General features: G+C 68.1%; 28 protein-coding genes and 1 pseudogene. 8 read left to right on the forward strand and 21 right to left on the reverse strand.

The window, feature by feature from the left end; genetic code table 11:
- Positions 1–46 precede the first annotated feature (46 nt).
- The 4 genes from ABZ803_RS16560 to ABZ803_RS16575 all read right to left on the reverse strand — a co-directional run bounded on the left by ABZ803_RS16560 (position 47) and on the right by ABZ803_RS16575 (position 1786).
- Positions 47–454, reverse strand: a complete 408-nt coding sequence (locus ABZ803_RS16560; protein ID WP_357038263.1) for a hypothetical protein — start codon at positions 452–454, stop codon at positions 47–49.
- Positions 455–466: 12 nt separating this feature from the next.
- Entirely contained in the window at positions 467–1021 is a 555-nt protein-coding gene (locus ABZ803_RS16565; RefSeq protein ID WP_357038266.1) for a YdeI/OmpD-associated family protein, read from the reverse strand.
- An 88-nt stretch (positions 1022–1109) separates the two neighbouring features.
- Positions 1110–1514 (reverse strand): type II toxin-antitoxin system VapC family toxin, encoded by a 405-nt coding sequence (locus tag ABZ803_RS16570; RefSeq protein ID WP_357038269.1) that lies wholly within the window; start codon positions 1512–1514, stop codon positions 1110–1112.
- Positions 1511–1786 carry a type II toxin-antitoxin system prevent-host-death family antitoxin gene (locus ABZ803_RS16575; RefSeq protein ID WP_357038272.1) on the reverse strand — a complete coding sequence of 92 codons (276 nt, stop codon included), beginning with the start codon at positions 1784–1786 and terminating at the stop codon, positions 1511–1513. The genes ABZ803_RS16570 and ABZ803_RS16575 overlap by 4 nt, the downstream gene beginning before the upstream one ends.
- A 418-nt stretch (positions 1787–2204) precedes the next feature.
- Between ABZ803_RS16575 and ABZ803_RS16580 the strand changes: the two are divergent.
- From ABZ803_RS16580 to ABZ803_RS16590, 3 genes and pseudogenes are all read left to right on the forward strand, one after another.
- Positions 2205–3061 (forward strand): annotated as a pseudogene (locus tag ABZ803_RS16580) (3-hydroxyacyl-CoA dehydrogenase).
- A gap of 118 nt (positions 3062–3179) precedes the next feature.
- Positions 3180–3395 (forward strand): type II toxin-antitoxin system VapB family antitoxin, encoded by a 216-nt coding sequence (locus ABZ803_RS16585; RefSeq protein ID WP_357038275.1) that lies wholly within the window; start codon positions 3180–3182, stop codon positions 3393–3395.
- Positions 3392–3805: a PIN domain nuclease gene (locus tag ABZ803_RS16590; protein ID WP_357038278.1), complete on the forward strand. Its 414-nt coding sequence runs from the start codon at positions 3392–3394 to the stop codon at positions 3803–3805. The genes ABZ803_RS16585 and ABZ803_RS16590 overlap by 4 nt, the downstream gene beginning before the upstream one ends.
- On the opposite strand, the gene ABZ803_RS16595 is transcribed toward ABZ803_RS16590, so the two are convergent.
- The 5 genes from ABZ803_RS16595 to hsaA all read right to left on the reverse strand — a co-directional run bounded on the left by ABZ803_RS16595 (position 3713) and on the right by hsaA (position 7657).
- The gene (locus ABZ803_RS16595) at positions 3713–4021 is read right to left on the reverse strand and encodes a DUF433 domain-containing protein (protein WP_357038282.1); all 309 of its coding nucleotides are present in this window, start codon (positions 4019–4021) and stop codon (positions 3713–3715) included. The two genes, ABZ803_RS16590 and ABZ803_RS16595, sit on opposite strands and share 93 nt — an antisense overlap.
- Before the next feature lie 86 nt (positions 4022–4107).
- The gene (gene hsaB, locus ABZ803_RS16600; protein WP_357038285.1) at positions 4108–4680 is read right to left on the reverse strand and encodes a 3-hydroxy-9,10-secoandrosta-1,3,5(10)-triene-9,17-dione monooxygenase reductase subunit; all 573 of its coding nucleotides are present in this window, start codon (positions 4678–4680) and stop codon (positions 4108–4110) included.
- A gap of 20 nt (positions 4681–4700) precedes the next feature.
- Positions 4701–5606, reverse strand: a complete 906-nt coding sequence (hsaC, locus tag ABZ803_RS16605; protein WP_357038288.1) for an iron-dependent extradiol dioxygenase HsaC — start codon at positions 5604–5606, stop codon at positions 4701–4703.
- Positions 5606–6484, reverse strand: coding sequence for a 4,5:9,10-diseco-3-hydroxy-5,9,17-trioxoandrosta-1(10),2-diene-4-oate hydrolase (gene hsaD / locus ABZ803_RS16610; protein ID WP_062968805.1), 879 nt, complete (start codon positions 6482–6484; stop codon positions 5606–5608). The genes hsaC and hsaD overlap by 1 nt, the downstream gene beginning before the upstream one ends.
- Positions 6485–6493: 9 nt before the next feature.
- Entirely contained in the window at positions 6494–7657 is a 1164-nt protein-coding gene (gene hsaA / locus ABZ803_RS16615) for a 3-hydroxy-9,10-secoandrosta-1,3,5(10)-triene-9,17-dione monooxygenase oxygenase subunit (RefSeq protein ID WP_040864585.1), read from the reverse strand.
- Positions 7658–7855: 198 nt separating this feature from the next.
- On the opposite strand from hsaA, the gene ABZ803_RS16620 reads away from it, so the two are divergent.
- The 3 genes from ABZ803_RS16620 to ABZ803_RS16630 all read left to right on the forward strand — a co-directional run bounded on the left by ABZ803_RS16620 (position 7856) and on the right by ABZ803_RS16630 (position 10448).
- Positions 7856–9127, forward strand: coding sequence for a Rieske 2Fe-2S domain-containing protein (locus ABZ803_RS16620; protein ID WP_357038293.1), 1272 nt, complete (start codon positions 7856–7858; stop codon positions 9125–9127).
- Positions 9127–9459: a hypothetical protein gene (locus ABZ803_RS16625; RefSeq protein WP_357038297.1), complete on the forward strand. Its 333-nt coding sequence runs from the start codon at positions 9127–9129 to the stop codon at positions 9457–9459. Before ABZ803_RS16620 ends, ABZ803_RS16625 begins: the two co-directional genes overlap by 1 nt.
- 170 nt (positions 9460–9629) lie before the next feature.
- On the forward strand, positions 9630–10448 hold the full coding sequence (locus tag ABZ803_RS16630; RefSeq protein ID WP_357038300.1) for an MBL fold metallo-hydrolase: 819 nt from the start codon (positions 9630–9632) through the stop codon (positions 10446–10448).
- 6 nt (positions 10449–10454) lie between these two features.
- Here the strand turns inward: ABZ803_RS16630 and ABZ803_RS16635 are convergent, their stop codons facing one another.
- Complete coding sequence (locus ABZ803_RS16635; RefSeq protein ID WP_357038303.1) at positions 10455–10865, reverse strand: cupin domain-containing protein; 411 nt, start codon at positions 10863–10865, stop codon at positions 10455–10457.
- A gap of 7 nt (positions 10866–10872) precedes the next feature.
- A complete protein-coding gene (locus ABZ803_RS16640; protein WP_357038306.1) occupies positions 10873–11943 on the reverse strand; it encodes a saccharopine dehydrogenase NADP-binding domain-containing protein in 1071 nt (356 codons plus the stop codon).
- Between the two features lie 96 nt (positions 11944–12039).
- Between ABZ803_RS16640 and ABZ803_RS16645 the strand changes: the two genes are divergently transcribed.
- On the forward strand, positions 12040–12957 hold the full coding sequence (locus tag ABZ803_RS16645; protein WP_357038309.1) for an AraC family transcriptional regulator: 918 nt from the start codon (positions 12040–12042) through the stop codon (positions 12955–12957).
- Positions 12958–13011: 54 nt separating this feature from the next.
- Here ABZ803_RS16645 and ABZ803_RS16650 read toward each other — a convergent pair whose 3' ends face one another.
- The 4 genes from ABZ803_RS16650 to ABZ803_RS16665 all read right to left on the reverse strand — a co-directional run bounded on the left by ABZ803_RS16650 (position 13012) and on the right by ABZ803_RS16665 (position 16197).
- Complete coding sequence (locus tag ABZ803_RS16650; RefSeq protein WP_357038312.1) at positions 13012–13764, reverse strand: DUF427 domain-containing protein; 753 nt, start codon at positions 13762–13764, stop codon at positions 13012–13014.
- A gap of 92 nt (positions 13765–13856) precedes the next feature.
- On the reverse strand, positions 13857–15104 hold the full coding sequence (locus ABZ803_RS16655) for an MFS transporter (protein WP_357038315.1): 1248 nt from the start codon (positions 15102–15104) through the stop codon (positions 13857–13859).
- Positions 15104–15559, reverse strand: coding sequence for a MarR family transcriptional regulator (locus ABZ803_RS16660; protein WP_357038318.1), 456 nt, complete (start codon positions 15557–15559; stop codon positions 15104–15106). Before ABZ803_RS16660 ends, ABZ803_RS16655 begins: the two co-directional genes overlap by 1 nt.
- 173 nt (positions 15560–15732) lie before the next feature.
- A complete protein-coding gene (locus tag ABZ803_RS16665; RefSeq protein ID WP_357038321.1) occupies positions 15733–16197 on the reverse strand; it encodes a cupin domain-containing protein in 465 nt (154 codons plus the stop codon).
- A gap of 77 nt (positions 16198–16274) precedes the next feature.
- Between ABZ803_RS16665 and ABZ803_RS16670 the strand changes: the two genes are divergently transcribed.
- On the forward strand, positions 16275–16868 hold the full coding sequence (locus ABZ803_RS16670; protein WP_357038324.1) for a helix-turn-helix domain-containing protein: 594 nt from the start codon (positions 16275–16277) through the stop codon (positions 16866–16868).
- Between the two features lies 1 nt (position 16869).
- On the opposite strand, the gene ABZ803_RS16675 is transcribed toward ABZ803_RS16670, so the two are convergent.
- The 6 genes from ABZ803_RS16675 to ABZ803_RS16700 all read right to left on the reverse strand — a co-directional run bounded on the left by ABZ803_RS16675 (position 16870) and on the right by ABZ803_RS16700 (position 24380).
- Positions 16870–18267 (reverse strand): FAD-binding oxidoreductase, encoded by a 1398-nt coding sequence (locus tag ABZ803_RS16675; protein ID WP_357038327.1) that lies wholly within the window; start codon positions 18265–18267, stop codon positions 16870–16872.
- Between the two features lie 211 nt (positions 18268–18478).
- Positions 18479–19534 (reverse strand): acyl-CoA dehydrogenase family protein, encoded by a 1056-nt coding sequence (locus ABZ803_RS16680; protein ID WP_357038330.1) that lies wholly within the window; start codon positions 19532–19534, stop codon positions 18479–18481.
- 220 nt (positions 19535–19754) lie between these two features.
- Positions 19755–20783 carry an acyl-CoA dehydrogenase family protein gene (locus ABZ803_RS16685; protein WP_357038333.1) on the reverse strand — a complete coding sequence of 343 codons (1029 nt, stop codon included), beginning with the start codon at positions 20781–20783 and terminating at the stop codon, positions 19755–19757.
- Positions 20780–21922 carry an acyl-CoA dehydrogenase family protein gene (locus ABZ803_RS16690; RefSeq protein ID WP_357038336.1) on the reverse strand — a complete coding sequence of 381 codons (1143 nt, stop codon included), beginning with the start codon at positions 21920–21922 and terminating at the stop codon, positions 20780–20782. Before ABZ803_RS16690 ends, ABZ803_RS16685 begins: the two co-directional genes overlap by 4 nt.
- Positions 21922–22827: an enoyl-CoA hydratase gene (locus ABZ803_RS16695; RefSeq protein WP_062968774.1), complete on the reverse strand. Its 906-nt coding sequence runs from the start codon at positions 22825–22827 to the stop codon at positions 21922–21924. The genes ABZ803_RS16690 and ABZ803_RS16695 overlap by 1 nt, the downstream gene beginning before the upstream one ends.
- Positions 22827–24380, reverse strand: coding sequence for a FadD3 family acyl-CoA ligase (locus tag ABZ803_RS16700; RefSeq protein ID WP_357038340.1), 1554 nt, complete (start codon positions 24378–24380; stop codon positions 22827–22829). The genes ABZ803_RS16695 and ABZ803_RS16700 overlap by 1 nt, the downstream gene beginning before the upstream one ends.
- Between the last annotated feature and the right edge of the window lie 57 nt (positions 24381–24437).

Below are 24437 nucleotides of genomic sequence, written 5' to 3' on the forward strand. Positions count from 1 at the left end.
AGAAAGCGAGTTGTGTGTCGGTGACAATGTACGAGTGCGGCTCGGGCTAATCGGCGGAGTTTCCTAGCTGTCCGTACTGGACGAGATACGCCCGGTCCGCCAAACTTTGCCAACCGCGTTCGGTCGGTTCCAGCGATCGCCCACTCGCGGTCGGGTCCTTGGGCCACGGCTCCCGGATATGGATCTGGATATCATCCTGCAGAATTTGAGCCAGTTCCATCGCGAACTCCTCTGCGGTCGCGCTGCCTGGTTCGGTGGGGTCAAGGGCCGCGGCAGTGCCGACATCAGGCACAGCAACGCGCACCAGAGCCTTCGGTTCTGGGCGTCCGGTCCGCTCGGCGAACCTGCGCCACTTATCGGTAGTTCCGGTTTCTACATCCACCGCAAATCCGAGCGAAGTTTCGATGTCGGAGGCGAGCAGCCTTGCGCCTCGAACGGCGTCATCTAAGTCCACGTGTCGAGACTGTCATCCGCTCAGCTCCGCGACGATCCGGCGCAGCTGGGTGGCGCGCTCGGCGGACGTCCGCGCCTTCATCAGCCGTAGGAACACCGCGTATCGCGCAGTGCGGTCGAGTTGATCGAAACGGGCGCGTGCGCGGGGGTTCTCGGTGAGAGCGGCGGTCAGATCACCTGGGCAGGTGGCGGTGCGCTGGGGCGCGTAGGCGGCCTGCCACCGGCCATCGGAGCGAGCCGCGGCGATGGTGGCCGAACCCGGCGCACGCATGCGGCCCGCGGCGATGAGCGCTTCGGCTTTGGCGACGTTGACTTGCGACCAAGGACTGTTCGAACGCCGCGGCGAGTATCGCTGAAGGTAATGCTCGGCGTCGAGGCCGCGGCGGTGACTGTCGATCCAGCCGAAGCAGAGCGCGCCGTCGAGCGCCTCGCCATTGCTGATCGTCCTGCCCGCCGCCCCCTTCTTGGCGATCTTCAACCAGGCCTCGGCAGCCCGGTGGTGATTGGCCGCGAGCCACTCCTCCCACTGCGCGACGTCGGCGCAAACGAGGATTCCTGCTACGTCCAACTGACCCACGATGCCCTCCGGAGATGCGGTGTTGTTCTACACCTCATCCTCCGACCCGAAGTGCTCATCAACTGAGCACTTTTGTGCACTAAACCGCGACGACCTCGAGCATGCCTTCGAGTCCGCGGAAATCAGCACTGTTGCGGGTGTACAGCGGTAGCCCACGTGCTGACGCGATCGCCGCGATGAGCAAGGCCATCCGGCGGGGCCGCGGGTCACGCTTCGCGGCCAGAGTGAGTGCTACCAGGGTGCCGTAGCGTGTCGCGGCGTCTTCATCGAAGGGCAGCGGATCGAAATCCACGATGGCGGCGCCGAGTTGCTCGGATCGTGCTGCCCGAGTGGCGGTGTCTTTCGCCATGGCAACGCCCTGGTGCAATTCGGCCAGCGTGATCGCCGTGATCTCGGGTAACTGCGGCAAAGAAGCGGGATCGAGCGCGTATAGGTCGATGTAGGTGCAGGTGTCCAATACGCCCGATGCGTGCCGCTCGGTCATGAACGTGAGCCCCAAGCATCGTCGTCGCCAACTCGATCTTCCGTTCCGAAGAAGTCGTCGGCTTCCTGTCGCATTCGGGTGTAGTCGACCCGCGGCAGTTTGCGATGCCGTTCGACGAGTTCTTCCGCGGCACGGCGGCGCTGTCGGCCGACCGGCCGGACCTCCGCAACCTCGACGCCGTTGCGGGTGACGCGGAAGGTCTCCCCAGCCTCGACCGCGTTCATCACCGCCGCCGAATTATTGCGGAACTCGCGCTGCGTGATCACCTTCATGACGACATTGTAGCCATATGTAGCACGTGGGGCTACATGCTGTTCGCCGGTCAGGTCTACCGAGGTTGGGCTTGCTGGAGTCGGCCATCTATCTCGAGATCGTTCATGACTCCAAGCGGGTCGAAACGCGCTCTACGGGAGAGTGAAGCCGATTGCGGGATCGCGGTGAGTCGGCACGCCTGATCGGTCGGATTGCAAGTCGGCTAGGGTGGTTTCGTTGGTGAATTATGGTCCTCGACATACGCCTGAGCGGTCTCTCCGGAGCTGTGAACAGCGATGTCGCGAAAGCCATCATGCCGACGGCAGCGCGACAGTCGCCGGTCGGAACCTCCGGCTGCCCCACGCCACCGCAGACCTGCGGGCGCAGATCGCCCAGGCCGTCGCGGGCCTTCTGTACGACGGTCGAGAGGAGAAACGAATGACCATCGACATTCGCAAGGTGGCCGTTCTCGGCACCGGGGTGCTCGGTTCCCAGATCGCCTTCCAAACCGCCTTCCGCGGTTTCGAGGTGACGGCCTACGACATCGACGACAAGGCGCTGACCGCCGCCAGGGAGCGACTGGACAAGCTCGCGGCGGTCTATCGTGAGCAGGTGCCCGGCGGCGGGGACGACAAGGCGGAGCAGACGGCGGCAGGCATCGCGCTGACCTCCGATCTGGCTGAAGCGGTGCAGGACGCGGACCTGGTCATCGAGGCCATTCCCGAGGTGCTGAGCATCAAGCAGCAGACCTATGAGAAGCTCGGCCAGGTGGCGCCGGAGCGCACGATCTTCGCCACCAACTCCTCCACCCTCCTGCCCAGCGCCATGAAAGACTTCACCGGCCGCCCGGACCGGTTCCTCGCGGGCACTTCGCGAATCAGGTGTGGCACTTCAACACCGCCGAGATCATGGGCACGGCCGACACCGACCCGGCGGTGTACCAGGCCGTGGTCGACTTCGCCTCGAACATCGGCATGGTGCCGATCGAAATCCACAAGGAGAAGGCCGGTTACGTCCTGAACTCACTGCTGGTGCCGTTGCTCAACGCGGGCATGGGCCTGGCGGCGGGCGGCTACGCAGATCCCGAAGCGGTGGACAAGACGTGGCAGATCGGCACCGGCGCACCGGCCGGGCCGTTCCGCATCCTCGACATCATCGGCCTGACCACGCCTTACAACATTCTCGTCAACAACGACGACGAGGACTCCCAGCGGCTTGCCCAGTGGTTGAAGGAGAACTACATCGACAAGGGCAAGCTCGGCATCGCCACCGGCGAGGGCTTCTACAAGTACTGACCGGCGAGGACGCCTAGCATCACGGACGACTCGGGATAGCACCCCTCACGTCCTGCAATGGTGTTGCCTGGCGGTGATATCATTTATTCAGTTTCAGATATCATTCGGGAGGTGCCGCATGACTCGGACCGTGATAGACCTCGATGACCAGCTCGTGGCCGATGTCTCCAAGGCGCTGGGCACCGGAACGAAGAAGGAGACGGTGAACGCAGCGCTTCGTGAGGTTCTGGAAACTCGTCGCCGCGCGTTGGCTCTTACTCGTCTCCAGGATGCCGCCGCAGACGGTGCGTTCGACCTGGATGTCCTCGGGGACAAGCGGAAATACCGTCGGTGAGCGCGGCCCAGTTCCTCATCGACACGAGCGCTCTCGTCCCCCTTCTCAGGCGCGATGCCGACGCGCTCGGGTGGCAGCGCGCCGCTGCGGCCGGACTGATTGCGGTCTGCCCGATCACCGAACTCGAGTTCTTCTTCAGTGCGCGCTCCATGGCCGACCGTGAGCGAGCGGTCGAAGACATGCGGGCGATCTTCGGCTGGGAGCCCGTCGATGACCGCGCGTATGACCGAGCCTGGACAGTCCAAGGAGAATTGACGAAACGAGGTTTACACCGCAGCGCTGGCCCGGTCGATCTGGTCGTGGCGGCTACCGCCGAGCTACGTGGGCTGACATTGCTGCATCGAGACCACGACTTCGACTGCATCGCCGCGGTGACCGGCCAGCCCCACCAGTGGCTCGGTTCCAGCTAGTGCGCCGGAATTGCTCCGGACGACAGCGGCAGCGTATTCGAGCGCTGCCAGAATGTCCTCGTGTTCTAGATCCGGATAGTCGCCCAAGATCTCATCGGGCCGCATCCCTGAGGCGAGAAGCTCCAGCAGCATCTCGACCGGATACCGCAAACCCCGCACCACGGGCTTGCCGTGGCAAATTTCGGGGTCCGTGGTGATACGGCCTGACAGCGACATGTCTCGACTGTATCCAGTGCCCTCGATCAGCGGGTCCATCGCCGATCGCGGCGCGGGCGAAGGACGCGAGCCGCATCGGATTGCAGCTACAACCAGGTGTCCAACGTCGTCGTGGTGAGGAAGTGTTCGAGGTCGGCACGCCACGGCGCGGGGGTGGTCTTCTCCGGTTCGATGGCGGTGTACTGGCCGCGGTAGAACAGCAGGGGGCGGCCGGTGGTGGTCGTTTCGGAGAGGGCTTGGACCCGGCCGATCACGATGTAGTGGTCGCCGCCGTCCACCACGCTGTCGACGGTGCACTCGATGGTGGCGAGGGCCTCGTCCAGGACCGGGAGGTCGCGCTCGGAGGTGTGCCACGCCGCGCCGGCGAACTTGTCGGGTTCGCGGGAGCCGAAGCGGGCGCACAGTTCGCGCTGCTGTTCGGCCAGGACGTTCACGCAGAAACGCCCGGTCTTCTCGATCGCCGCCCAGGACCGGGACGCCTTGGTGGGGCAGAACAGCACCAGGGGCGGTTCGAGGGAGAGGGCGGCGAACGATTGGCAGGCGAAGCCGACCGGGGCCTGATCGCCGTCGAAGGTGGTGATCACGGTGATCCCGGTGCAGAACTGCCCCAGCACATTCCGGAACTGCCGTGGATCGATCCCGGATCCGTCCGCGGTCATCGTTTCGCTCGCCCTCTCGGTCACTGCTGCCGCTGTCCGACGGTGAAGTCGTGGCCCCACAGGCTCACCGCGGTGGATTCCCGCGCGATCCAGTCGTGATCGTCCACTTCCAGTCCCTCGCAACCGAATTCGACGTCGAATCCGCCCGGTGTCTTCATGTAGAAGGAGAGCATCTTGTCGTTGACGTGCCGTCCGAGCGTCGCCGACATCTTGACCTTCTTGCGCAGCGCGCGGTCCAAGGCCAGCCCCACGTCGTCGGCGTTCTCCACCTCGATCATCAGGTGCACGATGCCGCTCGGCGTCGGCATGGGCAGGAAGGCCAGCGAGTGGTGGCGCGGGTTGCAGCCGAAGAAACGCAGCCAGGCCGGCTCGCCGTCGGCCGGGCGCCCGACCATCTGCGGTGGCAGCCGCATCGAGTCGCGCAGCCGGAAGCCGAGCACGTCGCGGTAGAACTCCAGCGCCGCCTTGTCGTCCTTGGTGCTGAGCACCACGTGCCCGAGCCCCTGCTCCTCGGTGACGAACTTGTGCCCGTAGGGACTGACCACCCGGCGATGCTCCAGCGCCGCGCCGTGGAACGCCTCCAGTGTGTTGCCGGAGGGGTCGTCGAACCGGATCAGCTCGTACACCCGGCGATCGGCCAGTTCGGCGGCGGTGCCCTCCTTGAAGGGCACGCCCGCCGCGTCCAGCCGGTTGCGGATGTCTTGCAGCTCTTCGGCATTGGCGGTTTCCCAGCCCGAGATCTGCAACCGGTCCTTCTCGCCGGGGACGATCACCAGCCGGGCCGGGAACTCGTCCATGCGCAAGTACAGCGCGTCGGGGTGGGTGCCTTTGCCCTCGACCATGCCGAGGACCTTCAGGCCGTACTCCCGCCAGGCGGCCATGTCGGTCGCCTCGATGCGCAGATATCCCAGTGAACGGATGCCCATCACTTCTCCTTGACGCCCGCGAGGAAATCGATCGCGAGCCGGTTGAATTCGTGGAACTTCTCCAGCTGTGCCCAGTGTCCGCATCCGCCGAAAACATGCAACTGCGCCCTGGGGATCACCTTGGTCGCCACCAGCGCCCCGTCGAGCGGGTTGACCCGGTCCTCGCGACCCCAGATCAGCAACACCGGCTGGCGCAGCTTGTAGGCGTCGCGCCAGAGCATGCCCTTCTCGAAGTCCGCGCTCGCGAACGACTTGCCCATCGCCCGGGTCGCGGCCAGCGCTTCGGGCGTGCTCGCCGAGGCGAACCGCTCGTCGATCAATTCTTCGGTGATCAGCGACTGGTCGAAGACCATGATGCGCAGGAACGCCTCCAGGTTCTGCCTGGTCGGCTCGTAATTGAACTTGGAAAGCAGCTTCACGCCCTCGGTCGGGTCGGGCGCGAACAGATTGGTGCTCAGCCCGCCCGGACCCATCAGGATCAGCTTGCCTGCCCGATCCGGATAGTCCAGCGCGAACCGGACCGCCGCGCCGCCGCCGAGCGAGTTGCCCAGCAGGTGCACCCGCGTGGTGATCTCCAGGTGGTCGAGCAGATCCTTCAGGGCCGAGGCGCTGTGCACGAAGTACTGCGGATGCTCGGTCGGCTTGTCCGAGCGGCCGTAGCCGGGCTGGTCCACCGCGATCACGTGGAAGTGCTCGGCCAGCACCGGGATGTTGCGCGCGAAGTTCGACCACGAGGACGCGCCGGGCCCGCCGCCGTGCAGCAGGACGATCGTCGGCCCGTTGCCCACGCCCGCTTCGTGATAGTGCAGCCGCAGGTCGGGCCGCACCTGCGCGTAGCGCGAGGTCGATTCGGCGGTGAGTTCCGCGGTAGAGGTCACGCCGTCCTCCTAGACCATGCCGTCGGTGACGGGCAGGCCGAATTCGTGGGTGCCGTACATCAGGTACGCGCGCTCGGGATCGTTGGCCGCGTGCACCCGGCCCGCGTGCGCGTCGCGCCAGAACCGTTGCAACGGAGTGCCGTTCGACAGCGCGGTGGCCCCGGAGCTCTCGAACAGCTTGTCGATCGCCGCGATCGAACGACCGGTCGCGCGCACCTGGTCGCGCCTGGCCCGCACGCGCAGGTCGAACGGGATCTCCTCGCCCGCCACCAGCAGCGCGTACTCGTCGGCGACGTTGCCCGACAGCTGCCGCCACGCGGCGTCGATATCGCTGGCCGCCTCCGCGATGCGGACCTTGGCGAACGGATCCTCCTTGGCCTTCTCGCCCGCGTAGGCCGCGCGCACCCGCTTGCCCTGGTGCTCGACGTGCGCCGCGTAGGCCCCGTAGGCCATGCCCACGATCGGGGTGGAGATGGTGGTGGGATGGATGGTGCCCCAAGGCATCTTGTAGACCGGGTCCGGATTCTGTTCCAGGCCGGGCGACTTCAGCTCGCTCATGGCACGGAAGCTGAGGAACCGGTGCGACGGCACGAAGACGTCCTTCACCACGACGGTGTTGGAACCGGTGCCGCGCAGGCCGACGACGTTCCATACGTCATCGATGCGGTAGTCGTCGCGCGGGATGAGGAAGCTGCCGAAATCCACCGGCTTGCCGTCCTTGATCACCGGGCCGCCGAGCACCGCCCAGGTGGCGTGATCGCAGCCCGACGACCAGGCCCACGCGCCGTTGACCAGGTAACCGCCGTCGACGACCGTGCCGGCGCCCATCGGTGCGTAGGAGGAGGAGATCCGCACTTCGGTGTCCTCGCCCCAGACGTCTTCCTGCGCCTGCTGCGCGAACAGCGCGAGGTGCCAGTTGTGCACGCCCACAATGCCCGCCACCCAGCCGGTGGACCCGCACGCACTGGCGATCTTGCGCACGGTGTCGTAGAAGACCACCGGATCGGCGGCGTGACCGCCCCACTGCTTGGGCTGGAGCAACCGGAAGAAGCCGGTCTCCTGCAACGCCTTCATGCTTTCGTCGGGGATGCGCCGCAGGTCCTCGGCCTCCTGTGCGCGTTCGCGCAACGTCGGCAACAGCGCTTCGACCCGTTCGGTCACTTCTTGCGTCATCTCGGGACCTGCTCCTGCCTGGTCGGTTGATGTCCGAAATCTCATTTGCCTCTGAGACTAGAACAGGTTCCTATTTATGTCGAGAACCGGTGTTCACCCCCACCCGGACATGCGCTCATGCAGGAAGTGAGGTGAATCGCTGGCGTCGAGGGCGTCAGTTTTGTAACGTGTTCTAGTACAGAAGGAGGAGGAATCGCGATGGCAGTTACCCCACCGCCGCCGAGCGACGGGCCCGGAGGCGGCAGCGTGCGTCACCACGGAGGGCACCGGGAGGCGGCTCAATCGACGCGGAGCGGTGCGAAGGTCCGGGAGCTGGATGTCGGCACCGCACCGACCCGGTATGCGCGGGGATGGCATTGCCTGGGTCTGGCCAAGACGTACCGGGACGGCAAGCCGCACGCGGTGAACATCTTCGGCACCAAGCTCGTCGTCTGGGCCGACAGCAACGGTGAACTGCGGGTGCTCGACGCCTACTGCAGGCACATGGGCGGCGACCTGAGCATGGGCGAGGTCAAGGGCGACGACATCGCCTGTCCGTTCCACGACTGGCGCTGGTCGGGCACCAACGGCAAGTGCACCGCGATTCCGTACGCGCGCCGGGTGCCCCCGCTGGCGCGCACCAGGAAGTGGACCACGCTGGAGCGCAACGGCCAGCTGTTCGTCTGGCACGATCACGAGGGCAGCCAGCCGCCGCCGGAGATCACGATTCCGCACATCGAGGGTCCTTATACCGACGCGGACGGCAACCCCACCGAGCAGCTCGACAGCGGGTGGACCGACTGGACCTGGAACTCGATGCTGATCGAGGGCGCCAACTGCCGCGAGATCATCGACAACGTGGTCGACATGGCCCACTTCTTCTACATCCATTTCGCCTTCCCGACGTACTTCAAGAACGTCTTCGAGGGGCACATCGCCACCCAGTTCCTGGAGACCAAGGGCAGGCCGGACATCGGCATGGCCTCCAAGTACGGGGGTGACACGCTGCTCAAGTCCGAGGCTTCCTACTTCGGACCCTCGTACATGATCAACCCGCTGATCAACATCTACAGCGGTTACGAGGTGAAAAGCGTCCTGATCAACTGCCACTACCCGGTCACCCAGGACTCCTTCGTCCTGCAATGGGGCATCACGCTGGAGAAGCCCAAGGGTGTCGAGGGCGAGATGGCGACCAAGCTGGCGGAGAAGATGACCGAGGGCATCAGCGTCGGCTTCCTGCAGGACGTCGAGATCTGGAAGCACAAGTCCAAGGTCGAGAATCCTCTGCTGTGCGAGGAGGACGGGCCGGTCTACCAGCTGCGTCGCTGGTACGACCAGTTCTACGTCGACCTGGCCGACGTCACCGAGAAGATGACCCAGCGTTTCGAGTTCGAGGTGGACACCACCAAGGCGAACGAGGCATGGGAGGCCGAGGTCGCCGAGAACCTGCGGCGCAAGCGCGAGTCCGAGGAAGCCGAGGCAAGCGTCTGATGTCGGCCACCTGGGCGAAGGCACCCGATTTCGCCGACCAGCCCGCTCGGCGAGCCGAAGTGCGCGCCCAGACGGTGGTCGACCAGCAGCGCTACCTGGAGGACGGCCTGACCCCGCTGCGGTGTCAGGCCTGCCACAGTCAGGTGCTGGTGCGCAAGAGCAGCCCGCACCAGACCTCGGTGCAGTGGACCGGCGATCCGGCCGAGCGCTGCCCGGTTTTCGCCGAACTCAGTGCGAGCGGTCACGGGCCGGGCCGCCCCGACTCGTGTCCGAACCTCGAGCGCACCATCGCCTGGGCCGTGGACGAGGGCGTGCTCGAAATCCCCGAGTAGGCGGGGTATTCCGGGGCGGTCGGCGCTGCCCGGTTTGCCCGCCGATCGCCGTGGCGGTGACCGTGCTGTCGCGGGCGAGTCGTGCTCGGGCTACGTTGACGGGAACAAAAAGGACCTTCGTGCCGGAACGGACCGCGTCCGATCCGGCGCCGTAGGAGGGAGTTTCCGCGATGCTGGTGCGGCATCTGGACTGCGCGACCATGTGCCCGGTCGGCGGGCGCGCGCTGCTGGGCAGCGGTGGGCTGCTGACCGGCGGGCTGGTCGGCCATTGCCTGCTCGTCGAATCCGATGACGGGCTGGTGCTGGTGGACACCGGGTTCGGCATGGCCGACGTGCTCGACCGCGGCAGGCTCGGTGCAGGCACCGCGCAACTGCTGCGACCCCGGCTGCGTCCGGAACTCACCGCGCTGCACCAGATCCGCGGACTCGGCTATCGGCGCGAGGATGTCCGGCACATCGTGCTGACCCATCTCGATATCGATCACGCCGGGGGGCTGTCCGACTTCCCCGACGCGACAGTGCACGTCTTCGCCGACGAACTCGACGCGGCGATCCAGCGCCCCACCCTCGGGGAGAAACTGCGTTACCAGCCGCGCCAGTGGGAGCACGGCCCGCGCTGGCTGGCCCACGAAACCGGCGCGGACACCTGGTTCGGTTTCACCGCCGTCCCGGTGCTGGAGGACATCATGTTGATTCCGCTGGTCGGGCACACCCGCGGGCACAGCGGCGTCGCGGTCCGGCAGAGCGACGGGTGGTTGCTGCACTGCGGTGACGCCTATTTCCACCACCGGCAGCTGGCGGCGGGAAGGTCGCGCCCGCCGGTCGGGCTGGGCGTCTTCGAGATCCTCGCGAGCACGCTGGGCCGCGAGCGGGTGGAGAATCTGGAGCGGCTGCGCACGCTGCGCGCCGACCACGGTGACCGGGTGCGGATGTTCAGTGCCCACGACCCGCACGAACTCGCCCAATTCGCCACCATGCCGGTGCGCTGAACCAGCTCAGTCCAGCCGGAAGTCCGCGAAGTCGAATCCCGGCGCGACGATACAGCTGACCAGCACGTATTCCGCGCCGGCCGGTCGCGCCGACTGACTGACGCCACCCGGCACGACGGCGTGGAGCGCCTGACCGCGCTCCAGGTCGGGGCCGAGGATCACCACCTCGCCGCCGATGTCCAGCGCCAGCGGCCCGCCGCGATGCCAGAGCCACAGCTCGTCGGAGCGCACGGTGTGCGGGGCCGACTGCTCGCCCGGCAACAGCAGGAAATGGATCGCCGTGGCGGCGGCGCGCGGGCCCGGGTAGCCCTCCGGGGTGAATTCCACCGGGCTGCGCCAGGTTTCGCGATACCAGCCGCCCTCCGGGTGCGGCGCGAGATCGAGTGCGACGGCGAGCGGTGGCCGGTTGTCGGTCATCGTTCGACTATGCCCGATCACCGGCGCGATCGGTTTCCTCGATACGCCAGGTGATGCCGAAAGGAGCGAGCGCGTCGAGGAAATCGGTCGCGTCGAACGCCTCGGCGGCCGCGAGCGCCCCCGCTGCGGTGGCGCCCTCGGTCAGCCGGACGGCTGTCTCCACCGCCATCAGCGCCGAATCCCGGTAGGAGTCGACGCCGCTGAGCACGCCCCGGACGCGACGTCCGTCCGCGCCGAACGCGTCGACGACGAGGTCGTAGCGCAGGTCCGCGCTGGGCGCGTCGGGTAGCGCGTCGATGAGTTCGGCGGTGAACCCGCCGAGCGTGTCGAGGATCGAGGTGGCGAGGACGCCTTCGACGTAGGAGACGTCCGAGTGCCGGGGGATGGTGAGGACCGGGGGCTGCGGGAATTTCGCGACCGCGGTCGGCTCGGTGTGGCCGGGGAAGGTGATTTTGTCGTGGCGTGCGGTAGCGCCGGTGCGCAGTTCGCCATCGGCGTAGTGCCAGCCGCCGCCGCGGAACCAGTCCAAGCTGGCGAAGACCGTCTTGGCGCTGCCTTTCGAGCCGTTGCCGCCGCTGTTGCTCAGGTGGCTCAGCACCACCTCGGCCGGGCCGGTCACCCGGCGCGTGGCGAGGTGAGCGAGCAGGTCGCCGGGGAGATTGCTGTCGGTGATGCCGGACACCACGGTGACGCCCGCCGCCGCCGCGCGCGGGCCGAACTCGTCGAAGACCCGCTTCAGGAACAGTTGTTCGCCGGACATGTCGGTGTAGTGGGCACCGGCCTCGATGGCCGCGGCGAGCACCGCCGAGCCGTGCTCCACGTAGGCGGGCAGGCTGCTGATCACCACGTCGGCTCCGGTGACCGCGGTGACGAGGGCCGCGTGGTCGGTCAGATCGGCCACCCGGACATCGGCGCCGGGCAGATTCACCGCATCGGCGGCGGCGCGAATGCGATCGGCATCCCGGCCGACCAGGATCGGAGCGAGGTTGCGGCGGCGCAGTTCCGCGAGCAGGTAGCCGCCGGTGTGTCCGGTGGCTCCGTAGACGGCGATGGTGGGGGAGGCTTTGGTTGATGTCATGAGAACGAATCTATTGCCATCAGTCGAGTAGACCAATGCTTATGAGGCGCAATAATTTGTCTCAAACGCTCACAGAAAGAGTGTTACGGTTTGCAAGTGGACATCCTCAGCGAAGCCATCGCGGCCATCCGCACCGGCAGCCCCACCTCCGGCCTGTTCATCCGGCACGCCCCGTGGGGCCGCCGGTATCCCGTGGTGCCCGGCGCGGGTTTCCACGTCGTCTTGCAGGGCTCCTGCTGGGTGGTCCCGACCGGCGGCGAGCCGATGGCGCTCGGTGTGGGGGACGTGTTGTTCATGCCGCGCGGAGCCGACCACGACCTGGTGGACAGCTTGGACAGTCCGGTCACCGAGACCGCGCTGCCCGGCGAGCCCAGGGAGATCGTGGGGCCCGGCGTCCGGACCGCGCTGCTGTGCGGCGCCTATGAGCTGGGACGCGGGCGCAGCCACCCCATCCTCGACGAATTGCCCGAGTTCATTCATCTGCCCGCGCGTCCGGGGCGTCATCCGGCGCTGCGCGGCGCCGTCGACCTGCTGGCCGCCGAGATCGCCGAGCCGCGTCCGGGCAGCGACGCGGCCGTGCCCGCGATCCTCGAGACGTTGCTGCTGTTCATCCTGCGCGCCTGGTTCGACGAGCAGGCCGATGTGCGATCCTCCGGCTGGGCAGGCGCTTTCGCCAACCCCGCGGTGGCCGCGGTGCTGCGCGCCGTGCACGAGCAGCCCGCGCGCGCATGGACCGTGACGGATCTCGGCGACATCGCGGGCGTCTCCCGCGCGACCCTCGCCCGCCGCTTCACCGCGACGGTCGGCGAACCGCCGTTGGCCTACGTCACCCGCTGGCGCATGCTCACCGCCGCCCGCCTGCTCCGCGACACCGACAGCAGTCTCGGCGCCGTGGCCCGCCGGGTCGGTTACACCTCGGAGTTCGCCTTCGCGAAGGCTTTCAAGCGCGAATACGGCCTGGCCCCCGGGCAATACCGCCGCGCGGGCGACAACACGCCGCTGGTCGCGGTCTGATCCGGCGCGCATGCCCCGCAGGGTGCGAGCGAGCCGGGCGGGCTGTCGCCGAACTCAGCTGAACGGCGAGCGCGGGCGTTCCTGGAGTTCACCGTCCACGTAGATGTCGACCTTCTCGTTGTAGAAGCAGACCAGCCCGGCGACCTTCTGGCTCTCCGGAAGCGGCGTGCGGTAGCCCCACACGTAGTCGGGATACTCTTTGCCCTCGACGCGGACGGTCCAGTAGTCGGCGGTGCCCTTGTACGGGCAGCTGGTGTGGGTGGCCGACGGGTACAGCAAATCCATGCGGACATCGGTCATCGGCAGGTAATACCGTGCGGGCAAACCGGTTTCGAAGAGGATGCGCGGCGCACGGGAGTCGGCGACGGTGACGCCGTCGATCTCCACCCGCACATGCCGTGAGCTGGCCAGGATGTCGACGCGCGAGTACGGGTTGCGCGGATGGACGTAGATCGGCTCGTCCTCCTCGAACCACTCGTCCATCGCGTTCCACTCCAACCGCACCAGATCGCGCAATTCGGTGAGCGGCGAGTCGTGATATCGCAGCGCGGCGCCGCCCGCCGTGGTGCCGTCGACCATGACGTCGTAGACGGTCGCGTCGCCGCGGCTGGCGGAGTGCTGGGTATGTCCGTTCGGTTCCAGCTTCGCGCGCAGATCCGCGACCGGCAGGTAGTAGGCGGGATAGTGCGGGTTCTCCCACACGAGCACCGGCCGCGCGCTGTCGGCCACGAGATGACCGCCCAGATAGACGCGCACCCGCTTCCGACTGGTCTCGACGCTGACGCGGCCCCGCTTCGCTTCGGTCATATTTCTCGACCGTACTCCTCGCACCGGCAGGCGCCAGGGGTGGAAACGCCGGAGGCGGCCACGCTGATGGCTGCCTCCGGCGGGGTATCGGGTCAGTCGTCGCCGACCGTGATGGCCTGGGCTTCCTCGACGCTGTGCGGTGCGGGATCGTGGTCGTCGAGGTGGGCCAAGGCGGTGCGCCCTGCCAGCAGCACGACCACCGCGGCGGCGGTGCATGCCGCGCCCACCCAGAACGGCAGCGCGATGCTGTGCTCGCCGAGCTTGCCCGCGAGGTAGGGCGCGGCTGCGCCGCCCGCGAAGCGGACGAAGCTGTAGGCCGCCGAAGCGGTGGACCGCTCGACCGGCGCCGAGATCATCACGGCCTCGGTGATCAGCGTGTTGTTCACGCCGAGGAACAGGCCCGCCAGCACGGTGCCGATGATCAGCACCGGTTTGTGCTCGGCGAAGACGGCCATCATCGCCAGATCCGCCGCGAACAGCCCCAGCGACAGTCCCATCATCGGCAGCGAACCGAACCGGCGCTGCAACCGGGGAGCCAGGAACACCGACGCGATCGCCAGCAGCACTCCCCAGCCGCAGAAGATGAAGCCGATCGCGTAGGTGCCCATGTCCAGCGGGAACGGGGTGTAGGCGAGCAGCGTGAAGAAGCCGAAGTTGTACAGCAGGGCGGTGATGCTCACGATCAGCAGACCGCGGTGACGCAACGCGCGAAACGGCGCGGCGATCGAGGTGCGGTGGGCAGGTTTGGGGCCTTCCGGAAGCAGGACGACGATGCTGACCAGCGCGACGGCCATCAGCGCCGAGACACCGAAGAACGGTCCGCGCCAGCTGATTCCGCCGAGCACGCCGCCGACCAGGGGGCCGGTCGCGATGCCGATGCCCAGCGCCGCCTCGTACAGGATGATCGCGCGGGCCACGCCGCCGCTGGCCGCGCCGACGATGGTGGCCAGCGCCGTGGCGATGAACAGCGCGTTGCCCAGACCCCAGCCCGCGCGGAAGCCGACGATCTGCGCCACCGTGTCGGACATGCCGGCCAGCGCGGCGAACACGATGATGATCGCCAAGCCCGCCAGCAGTGTCTTCTTGGCGCCGAAGCGACTGGACACCACGCCGGTGATCAGCATGGCCACGCCCGTGACCAGCATGTAGCTGGTGAACAGCAGCGACACCTGGGAAGGTGAGGCGTGCAGCTGTTCGCCGATCGGTTTGAGAATGGGATCGACCAGGCCGATGCCCATGAACGCGATCACGCTCGCGAACGCGACCGCCCAGACGGCTTTCGGTTGCTTGGTGTCGTCCGCGGCGGGTGCCGCGGCGCGGGTGGGAGCCAAAGTGCTCATCAATGTCCCCTCGAGATCGGATCGTGCTGTCGCGTAGCCGTTTTCAAGGCCTCCAGCAAGTCGTGTAGTTCGGTGTCCAGCCGCGCCAGGCGTTCGGCATCGAAGCCGGGAAGATGTCCGCCGATCGCGGCGGCGAATGCTCGGCGGAATTCGGCCAGACGGGCCCGCCCGGCCGGGGTGAGTTCGACGATCACGGCCCGGAAGTCCTCCGGGTCCTTGCGCCGGCTCGCGAAACCTTCCGCGACCAGCTTGCCGATCAGCGCCGTTGCCGCCGGCTGTGAGCATCGGTCGATCCTGGCGAATTCGCTGACCCGCAGCGCTCCGTGTTCGTCGAGCACCGCCAGTGCCCGCAACATCGCGCGCGGCAGGTCGTCGCCGCTGATCACCCCGGCCAGCCGAGTGAGCCTGCCCGCGGTGACGAGAAGGTCGACGACGATGTCATCCGCTGTGTTCACCTGAGCTTGCTGCACAGGAAATATTATTACATAGGCTAACTATCTATTGCGGTGAAGTCGGCCACATGATCCGAAGCGGGGTGCCCCCGGTGGAGCGGCCTGCTCCATCGGGGGCTATCGCAGGTGAACCGACTGACGTCAAAGCTGTTGTCCGACAGGCTCGATCGGACGGATCAAACCGTTTCCTCGTAGCGGATGTCGTATTTCGCCGCGATCGGATTGATCTTCACCGGGTCCAGCGCTCCGTCGGTCAGCACCGACGCACCGGCTTCGAAGAGGTCCTCGAGGTAGCACTCCCAGCCGCCGGGTGAGGAGATCTGGAGTACCCGTGGCGGTGGCTGTGATCCGCAGCGCAGAGCGTGGGGAACGCCGTGCGGCAGCAGTACGAACATGCCTCGGGTCGCGGAGAGTGTCCGATCGTCGAATTCGACGTCGAGCGTGCCTTCGAGTACGTAGACGCACTCGTCGGCGACGTGATGGGTATGCCGGGGGATGTCGCGGGCGAGGGTCACCTCCAGCAAGGAGAACCTGCCTTCGGTGTCGGCGGTGGTGGCTTTCACCGCGAAGGCGGGCGGCAACGGCACCCGGCCGGCCTGTGCCTCGCCTGGGTCCAGGACGCGGAAACGATTGTGGGACATGAACTGCTACCCTTCGATGAGATGAAACGGAATCGGATTCCGCTTCCGATTGAAGGGTAAACATGGAGGGATCGCCGGTGTCAAGGCCACCATCGCCCAGTCCGCGGCGCGCGGACGCCGCGCTCAACCGCGCTCGCATCCTGGCAGCGGCTCGCGCGCTGTTCGCCGAGCGCGGCAGTGCGGTGCAACTGCCCGAGATCGCTCGCGCCGCGGGAGTCGGAATCGGTACCGTCTACCGTCATTTCCCCACCCAGGCCGACCTCATCGAGGCAGCGGCCGCGCAGCGCTTCGCCGAGATCGAGGAATTCGCCCGCACCGAATGCCTGCGTGCCGCGCCAGGGGAAGGGCTCGCCCGCTACCTGCGCCATGTCGGCGAGGTGCTGACCGCCGATCGGGGCTTGTCGGCGGCCATCGAGGCGGCGCGACAGTCGGCGGGCAGCGCGCCGCGCGGCGAATCGCGCAGCAGGCTCGAGGAGGTGATCGGCGAACTCGTCGAACGGGATCGGGCGGCCGGGATGGTGCGCGACGACTGTACCGTGACCGACGTCTACATGATCGTCGGCGCGATGTCCGCGACCATCGGCTCTGGTAGCGGTGATTGGCGGCGGCTCGTGGAGATCGTTCTGGACGGCCTGCGCCCCGGCGCGGCCGGTAGACGCTCGAACGAGTGAGTCAGCCGGGGGCGATGTTCGCGTTGCGGTGGAAGACGTTGCACGGGTCGTAGGCGGCCTTGATTCGGGCCAGCTTCGCGTATTTGACGCTTCCGTAGGACTCGCGGACCCGGTCGCGGTCCGTGTCCGCCATGAAGTTCACATACCCGCCTCGGTTGGAAGCCATCGGGCGCAACGCTTCCCACGTTCTGCGCACCCAGTCCCGGTCGAGGGCCAGCGTTTCGGCGTCGGGAGCCATCGCGGTGATATTGCACCCGTAATGCGGTGTGCGCGCGCCGCCGAATGCCGTGTCGTCCTCACCGACGGTGCTGAACGCGCCGCTGAGCGGAAAGATCGGCATGAACGACAGCGGCGCGGTCTTCTCGGCGGCGTTCGCGGTCAGGACCGCGATCACGTCGTTCGAGAAATCGCCGAGGTCGAGTGCCTTCTCGTATCCGCGCAAGCCCCACGGCGCCGCGCCGTCGAGCATCCGTTGCAGCCCGGCGTACGGGACGGGGCCGAGGAATTCGAACAGCGGCGGCAGTGCTTCGCGGATCGGTGCCGCCGCGGCGGTGTGCTCCTCGGCTGTGCCGAAACCCGCGACGATCAGGGCGTGTCCCGCTCGGCCGTGGTATCGCTCCGGAACGAAAGGCGCCGACGGCGCCGACATCGCCAGCGCTATCAACGCGCCCGACCGACGCGGCAGAGTGGGAATGAACTCCCGGATCAGGCGCAGAGCATCCGTCCCGTCCGGCATATCCCAGAAGAACAGGCCGAGGTGCACTTCCGGCCCGACGTGATGCAGGCGGTATTCGAATTCGGTGACGACGCCGAAATTGCCGCCGCCCCCGCGCAATGCCCAGAACAAATCCGCGTTCTCGTTCTCGGACGCCCGCAGCACCTGGCCGTCGGCGAGCACCACCTGCGCCGAGACGAGGTTGTCGATGGCCAGTCCGGCCATGCGGGTCAGCCAGCCCATTCCGCCACCGAGGGTGAGGCCGCCGACGCCGGTGTCGCTGACCACCCCGCCGGTCACCGCCAGCCCGTATGCCTGGGTGGCGGCATCCAGATCCGCCATCGTCGCTCCGCCGCCGACCCGGGCTCGCTCGGCCTCCGGATTCACCACGACGCCCTTCAGCGCGCTGAGGTTGATCATCAGCCCGCCCTCGCCGACCGCGGTCCCGCTGTAGGAGTGGGCGCCGCCGCGAACGGATATCTCCAGCCCGCGGTCCCGGCCGAAGGCCAGCGCCGCGGCCACGTCACCGGGCGACACGCACTGGGCTATCACCGCGGGGTGCCGGTCGATGTCGGCGTTCCAGATGGCGCGAGCCCGGTCGTACCCGGTGTCGCCGGGGCCGAACACCGGCCCGTCCATCGTGGAACGTAGTACCTCGAGATCGGAATTCACTGTTCGCGTCATGGCATCCTCCCAGCTGGTGGGCCCCGACGACTTGTTGGGTGACGAGCAGGCAATTCGACTCGTGACGGCACCGATCCCGACCTGCGGTGCCACTGAAAACGCACCCCCGCCTATGCGCATGTGGCGCGTGTCACATCTTAGTTCATCGGCTCAGCCGCCGACAGCCACTCGGGACGGGGCGCGCCGTCGACCCGGCGCGCCCTGCCCCGGCTCAGGCGGGCTGCGCCACCGGACGGTGCGCGGCGCCGAACAGTTGCGCGTCCCCGTGGGCGCGCTTGAAGAACAGATGCGCGTCGTGTTCCCAGGTGATCGCGATGCCGCCGTGCAGCTGAACGGTCTCGGCCGCGATCGCGGTGAGCGCCTCCGAGCAGTGCACGCGGGCGGCCCAGACGTCTTCGGCGGCCGACGGGCTGTCCGCCGCCACCGCCGCGGTCGCCGCGATGGACGCGGACCGGGCCGATTCCAGCAGCACGTACATGTCCGCCATCCGGTGCTTGAGCGCCTGGAAGCTGCCGATCACCCGGCCGAACTGCACCCGGGACTTGGCGTATTCCACCGTCATCTCGAGGCAGCGGTCGGCGGCCCCGACCTGCTCGGCGGCCAGCGCCGCCCACGCGATGCGGCGCAGCCGGGCGACGGCCGCCGCCTGGTCGCCCGAGCCGAGCCGTCGGGCGTGCACGTCGGCGAAATCGACTTCGGCCAGCTTGCGGGTGGGGTCCATGGTGGGCGCGGATCGCCGGGTGACACCCGGCGCGGCGGGCTCGACCTCGAACAGGCCGGTCCGGGTGACGACGACGAGGGTATCCGCCGACATCCCGTCGAGCACGTAGTGCGCGGTCCCGGTGAGGGCGCCGTCCGTCTCCCGCACGCCCGGTTCGTCCCAGCCGCGCTCGTCCGCCCAGCAGACCGCGATGGTGCGCGTGCCCTCCGCCGCCTCGGGCAGCAGCCGCGCGCAGGCTTCGGCGTCGCCCGACAGCAGCACGGCCTGCGCGCCCAGCACGGCCGAGCCGAGCATCGGCACCCCCGCGAGCGTGCGGCCCAATTCGCCCACCACCAGCGAGGATTCGACCAAACCCGCGCCGAAGCCGCCGAACTCCTCGGGGATCGCCAGCGCGGCGACGCCGATCTGCTCGCACAGCAGCCGCCACAGGGCCGGGTCGTAGCCGAGTTCGGTGTCCATCGCGGCGCGCACCGCCGCCGACCCGGCGTGCTTGGTCAGCAGCGCCCGCACCGAGGCGAGGAATTCCTGGTGTTCGGCGGTGCTCATCGGTGTCCTTTCGCGCATGAGGGGGAGCCTTGCGTGGTGACGCTTCGCTGCCGCCTCCGGGCCTGACCGCTCATCGGTGTCCTTTCGCGCATGAGCGGGAGCCCTGCGTGGTCACGCTTCGCTGCCGCCTCCGGGCACTGACCGCTCATGCTGTGGTTGTTGGTCGCATGAGCGGGGCCCTGCGTGGTGACGCTGCGCTGCCTCCTCCGGGCCTGACCGCTCATGCGATGCCTCGCGCGGCGCGATCGGAGTCGGTGTCCTCCCGCAGCGCCCGTGCGATCCGGGCACGGTGCAGATCCGGTGTGCCCCAGGCCGAACGCAGTGCGGTCACCTTGGTCAGCCACAGGGAGAGGTCGTACTCGGCGGTGTAACCGATCGCGCCGTGCACCTGGAGGGCGGCGCGAGCCGCGCGGTAGGCGGCGTCGCCGCAGGCGATCACGGCGGCCGACACGTCCCGGCTCCGGGTGGGGCCTGCCATGGTCAGCGCGGCACGGTGGAGCAGCGGCTCGGCCAAGTCCAGCGCGATCAGCACGTCCGCCAGCTTCTGCTTCACGGCCTGGAATTCGCCGATCGGCTTGCCGAACTGCTTGCGTTGCTTGGCGTATTCGGTCGACGCGTGCAGCAGTGCCTTTCCCGCGCCGAGCAGCTGAGCCGCGCAGGCCAGCGCGCCGGTGTCGAAGCCGGCGGCGGCGGCCGCGCGGACCCGATCGCCCTCGGCGACGGTCTCGGCCGCGGCGACCGTGAACAAGCGGCGGGCGGGATCGACCGATCGCACCAGGCCGGTGCGGTTCCCGGTGGACAGCTGATTCTCGCCGGCCAGCAGGACCACCTCGGCGGTGTCGGCGTCCAGGGCGACGCCGGGGCCGGGCGGCGCGAAGGCGACGGTGCCGAGCGCCGCGCCCTCGGCGAAGCCGGGCAACCACCGTGCCGCCAGATCCTGGTCCGGAAGCGCTTGCAGCAGGGCCGGAATCGCCGCGGCGGTCTCCACCAGCGGTCCGGGCACGGCTGCGCGCCCGAGTTCCTGGAACGCCACGACCAGATCGATCGGCTCGGCGCCGATGCCGCCGTGCTGCTCCGCGACGGCCAGCCCGAGCACACCGGCATCGGCCAGCTGCCGGATCAGCGCGCGACCCGGCCCGCTGTCGCCCGATGCCCACGCGCGCACGGCGGAGGGCACGCGGCCCGCCTCCAGCAGTTTGCGCAGGCTGGCGCCGAAATCGAGTTGTTCGGGGCTGAGCGCGAATCTCATCGGCTGCTTCCTCTCGGTAGTCCGAGCAGCCGCTCGGCGATGATGTTGCGCTGGATCTCGTTGGTGCCCGCGTAGATCGGGCCGGACAGCGCGAACAGGTATCCGTCGGTCCACGGCCCGGAACGTTCCGCGGCCGCGCCGAGCACGTCGAGCGCGGTCTCGTGCATGGCGATGTCCAGCTCGGACCAGAAGACCTTCGTGATCGAGGATTCCGCGCCCAGCTTGCCGCCCTCGTCCAGGCGGGTGACCGTGCCGAAGGTGTGCAGCCGGTAGGCCTCGCTGCCGATCCACGCGTCCACCACGGCGTCGCGTTGTGCGGTGTTGTCCTCGTCGCCCGCCTCGCGCCAAAGATCGATCAGCCGCTGGGTGGTGGCGCTGAACCGGCCGGGGCTGCGCAGCGAGAGGCCGCGTTCGTTGCTGGAGGTGCTCATCGCCACCCGCCAGCCCTCGCCGGGTGCGCCGATCACGTCGCGGTCGGGCACGAACACGTCGTCGAGGAAGATCTCCGCGAAGCCGGGTTCGCCGTCCAGCTGCGGGATCGGGCGCACCGACACGCCGTCGGCGGTCAGCGGGAACATCACGTAGGTGAGTCCCTTGTGCCGCTCGGCCTCGGGATCGCTGCGGAACAGCCCGAACGCCCAGTCCGCGAAGGAGGCACGCGAACTCCAGGTCTTCTGGCCGCTCAGCAGCCAGCCGCCGCTGGTGCGCCGGGCCGTCGAGCGGATACCGGCCAGGTCGCTGCCCGCCTCCGGCTCCGACCATGCCTGCGCCCAGATGTCGTCGCCGCGCGCCATCCGCGGCATGATCCGCTCCAGCTGTTCGGGCGTGCCGTGTTCGAACAGCGTCGGGGCCAGCAGGAATATGCCGTTCTGGCTGACCCGCCCCGGCGCGCCCGCCGCGTAGTACTCCTGCTCGAACAGCACCCATTCCAGCAGCGAGGCGTCGCGCCCGCCGAACTCCTCCGGCCAGGCGACCACCGAGAGCCGGGCGTCGGCGAGGGTGCGCTCCCAGGCGCGGTGCGCCTCGAATCCGGCCTTCGTGTCCATCGAGGCCAGCGGTTTCGCGGGTTTGTTCGCGGCGAGGAATTCGCGGACCTCCCGCTGGAATTCCTGGGTCGCCTGGTCGAGATCCAGATCCACTACGTCGTTCCGTTCTGTTCTGCGGTACCCGCCGACGCCTTCATCGACTTGGCGTTCATGCCGCCGAGGGAGTCGGCGCCGACTTCGGCGTTGTGCGCGTGCGCGAAGTGGTGCAGCCCGAAGACCGAGTCCATGCCCGACCGCATGCCCATCAGATCCTCGGCCTGGTTGACCGCCTTCTTCGTCAGCGCGAGACCGAACTGCGGCATCATGGCGATCTTCTCGGCCAGCGCCAGCGTCTCGGTCTCCAGCTCGGCGCGGGGCACGACCCGGTTGACCATGCCCCATTCCTTGGCCTGCGCGGCGCCGAACCGGTCGCCGGTGAACAGGAATTCCTTGGCCGCGCGCGGGCCCATCACCCACGGGTGCGCGAAGTATTCGACGCCCGGAATGCCCATGCGCACCACGGGATCGGAGAAGAACGCGTCGTCGGAGGCGATGATCAGATCGCACACCCAGGCCAGCATGAGCCCGCCCGCGATGCAGGCGCCCTGCACCATGGCGATGGTCGGCTTCGGGATCTCCCGCCAGCGCCTGCACATGCCGAGGTAGACCTCGAGCTCCCGGGCGAAGCGCTGATCGCCGCCGGCGCGGTCCACGTGGTCCCACCACAGCGCCGCTTTGTTCTGGTACCGCACATGGTGATCGCGGCCCGGCGTGCCGATGTCGTGCCCGGCGCTGAAGTGTTTACCGTTGCCCGCCAGCACGATCACGCCGACCTCGGGGTCCTCCACGGCGCGCTCGAAGGCGGCGTCGATGGCGTAGGTCATCACCGAGTTCTGCGCGTTGCGGTAGTCCGGCCGGTTCAGCGTGACGATCGCGACACGACCGCGCCGCTCATAGGTGACGACTTCACCTTCGTCCGGGATCGCCGGACCCTCGTTCGGGGTTGCCGGTTCCGACATTACGACTTCTCCTCACGTAGTTGACGCTTGAGCACTTTCCCGGCGGCGCTGTAGGGCAGCTGGTCGCGGAATTCGACGACTCGCGGCACCTTGAAGTTGGCCAGCACGGTCGCCGCGTGGGCGCGCACCTGCTCCTCGGTGAGCGCCGAGCCGGGTTTGCGCACCACGTACGCCTTGCCCACCTCGCCCATCCTGGTGTCGGGCACGCCAACCACCGCCGACTCGGCCACGCCGTCCAGCCGGGCCAGCGCCTGTTCGACCTCGGCGGGATAGACGTTGAAGCCACCGGAGATGTACATGTCCTTGAGCCGGTCGGTGATCTTCAGGTACCCGCGCTCGTCGATCGTGCCGATGTCGCCGGTGTGCAGCCAGCCGTCGGCGTCGATCGTCTGCGCGGTGCTGTCCGGGTCGTCCAGGTAACCGAGCATCACGTTCGGCCCGCGCAGCAGGACCTCGCCCGCCTCGCCGAGGCGCAGCTCGAAATCCGCGATCGGCCTGCCGCAGGTGTTCGCGATGGTCTCGGCGTCGTCATCGATCCGGCACATGGTGCCGAAGCCTGCGCTCTCGGACAGGCCGTATGCGGTGATGACGACGTCGAAGGCCAGCTCCGAGCGCATCCGCTCGATCAGCACCACCGGCACCGTCGCCGCGCCGGTGACGGCCACCCGCAGCGAACTCAGGTCGAATTCGGCGCGGCGCGGGAAATCCAGGATCGTCTGATAGATCGTCGGCGGGCCGGGCAGCACGGTAACCCGCTCCGCGCCGATCAGCCGCATCGTCTCCGGCACGTCGAAGGTGGCCTGCGGAATGATCGTGGCCCCGGTGACCAGGCAGGCGAGAATGCCCGCCTTGTATCCGAAGTTGTGGAAGAACGGGTTCACCACCAGATACCGGTCGTCGCCGCGCAAGGTGGCGCACTCGGCCCAGGCCCGCACCACCGACAGCGCCTGCCGGTGGGCGACTAGGGTGCCCTTGCTGCGGCCGGTGGTGCCCGAGGTGAACAGGATGTCGGAGATGTCGTCGGGGCGCACCGACTCGGCGCGCTGCTCGGCTTCGGCCACCGGCACCGGCGCGGCGACGGTCGCGAGTTCCGACCAGTCCAGCGCGGCGATGTCGGTGTTCTCGGTGCCCGGCTCGACCGGGATCACCACCACGGTATCGATGGCCAGCTCAGGCGCGGTCGTGCGCAATTCGGCGAGCCGGTCGCGGCCGAGGAACGGCCCCGCGATGAACAGCGCCTTCGCGTCCACTCGTCCGAGCACGTCGGCGGCCTCGTCGGCCACATAGCGGGTGTTCAGCGGTACCAGTGCCGCTCCGGCGTAGTGCGCGGCCAGCGCGGCGACCACCCAGTGGTGCGTATTGGGCGCCCACATGGCCACGCGGTCGCCCACCCGCACGCCACGCGCGATCAGCGCCCGCCCCACTTCCTGGACCGCCTCCAGCAATTGGGTCCAGTCCAGCCGGACCTCGCCGTCGGCGATCGCCGGGGCGTCGCCGAAGGTCCGAGCGGCGTGGTGCAGTGCCATCGGTGTCGTCTGTGCAGGGGTTGTCACGGTTGTCCTCACCGTCCGCGAGTCACTTATGCGAGTGCTCTACAAAGCAAGTGCTTG

The organism is Nocardia sp. NPDC047648 (assembly GCF_040642815.1).
GTDB lineage: Bacteria > Actinomycetota > Actinomycetes > Mycobacteriales > Mycobacteriaceae > Nocardia > Nocardia gamkensis.

Excerpts from the sequence above, each read along its gene's own strand:
- ABZ803_RS16665 (WP_357038321.1), bottom strand. The coding sequence starts at position 16,197 with ATGTCCCACAATCGTTTCCGCGTCCTGGACCCAGGCGAGGCACAGGCC.
- ABZ803_RS16595 (WP_357038282.1), bottom strand. The coding sequence starts at position 4,021 with ATGTCGCTGTCAGGCCGTATCACCACGGACCCCGAAATTTGCCACGGC.
- ABZ803_RS16620 (WP_357038293.1), top strand. The coding sequence starts at position 7,856 with ATGGCAGTTACCCCACCGCCGCCGAGCGACGGGCCCGGAGGCGGCAGC.
- ABZ803_RS16695 (WP_062968774.1), bottom strand. The coding sequence starts at position 22,827 with ATGTCGGAACCGGCAACCCCGAACGAGGGTCCGGCGATCCCGGACGAA.
- hsaB (WP_357038285.1), bottom strand. The coding sequence starts at position 4,680 with ATGACCGCGGACGGATCCGGGATCGATCCACGGCAGTTCCGGAATGTG.
- ABZ803_RS16625 (WP_357038297.1), top strand. The coding sequence starts at position 9,127 with ATGTCGGCCACCTGGGCGAAGGCACCCGATTTCGCCGACCAGCCCGCT.
- ABZ803_RS16640 (WP_357038306.1), bottom strand. The coding sequence starts at position 11,943 with ATGACATCAACCAAAGCCTCCCCCACCATCGCCGTCTACGGAGCCACC.
- ABZ803_RS16680 (WP_357038330.1), bottom strand. The coding sequence starts at position 19,534 with ATGAGCACCGCCGAACACCAGGAATTCCTCGCCTCGGTGCGGGCGCTG.
- ABZ803_RS16675 (WP_357038327.1), bottom strand. The coding sequence starts at position 18,267 with ATGACGCGAACAGTGAATTCCGATCTCGAGGTACTACGTTCCACGATG.
- ABZ803_RS16585 (WP_357038275.1), top strand. The coding sequence starts at position 3,180 with ATGACTCGGACCGTGATAGACCTCGATGACCAGCTCGTGGCCGATGTC.
- ABZ803_RS16630 (WP_357038300.1), top strand. The coding sequence starts at position 9,630 with ATGCTGGTGCGGCATCTGGACTGCGCGACCATGTGCCCGGTCGGCGGG.
- hsaC (WP_357038288.1), bottom strand. The coding sequence starts at position 5,606 with ATGGGCATCCGTTCACTGGGATATCTGCGCATCGAGGCGACCGACATG.
- ABZ803_RS16655 (WP_357038315.1), bottom strand. The coding sequence starts at position 15,104 with ATGAGCACTTTGGCTCCCACCCGCGCCGCGGCACCCGCCGCGGACGAC.
- ABZ803_RS16685 (WP_357038333.1), bottom strand. The coding sequence starts at position 20,783 with ATGAGATTCGCGCTCAGCCCCGAACAACTCGATTTCGGCGCCAGCCTG.
- ABZ803_RS16650 (WP_357038312.1), bottom strand. The coding sequence starts at position 13,764 with ATGACCGAAGCGAAGCGGGGCCGCGTCAGCGTCGAGACCAGTCGGAAG.
- ABZ803_RS16635 (WP_357038303.1), bottom strand. The coding sequence starts at position 10,865 with ATGACCGACAACCGGCCACCGCTCGCCGTCGCACTCGATCTCGCGCCG.
- ABZ803_RS16575 (WP_357038272.1), bottom strand. The coding sequence starts at position 1,786 with ATGAAGGTGATCACGCAGCGCGAGTTCCGCAATAATTCGGCGGCGGTG.
- hsaA (WP_040864585.1), bottom strand. The coding sequence starts at position 7,657 with ATGACGCAAGAAGTGACCGAACGGGTCGAAGCGCTGTTGCCGACGTTG.
- ABZ803_RS16570 (WP_357038269.1), bottom strand. The coding sequence starts at position 1,514 with ATGACCGAGCGGCACGCATCGGGCGTATTGGACACCTGCACCTACATC.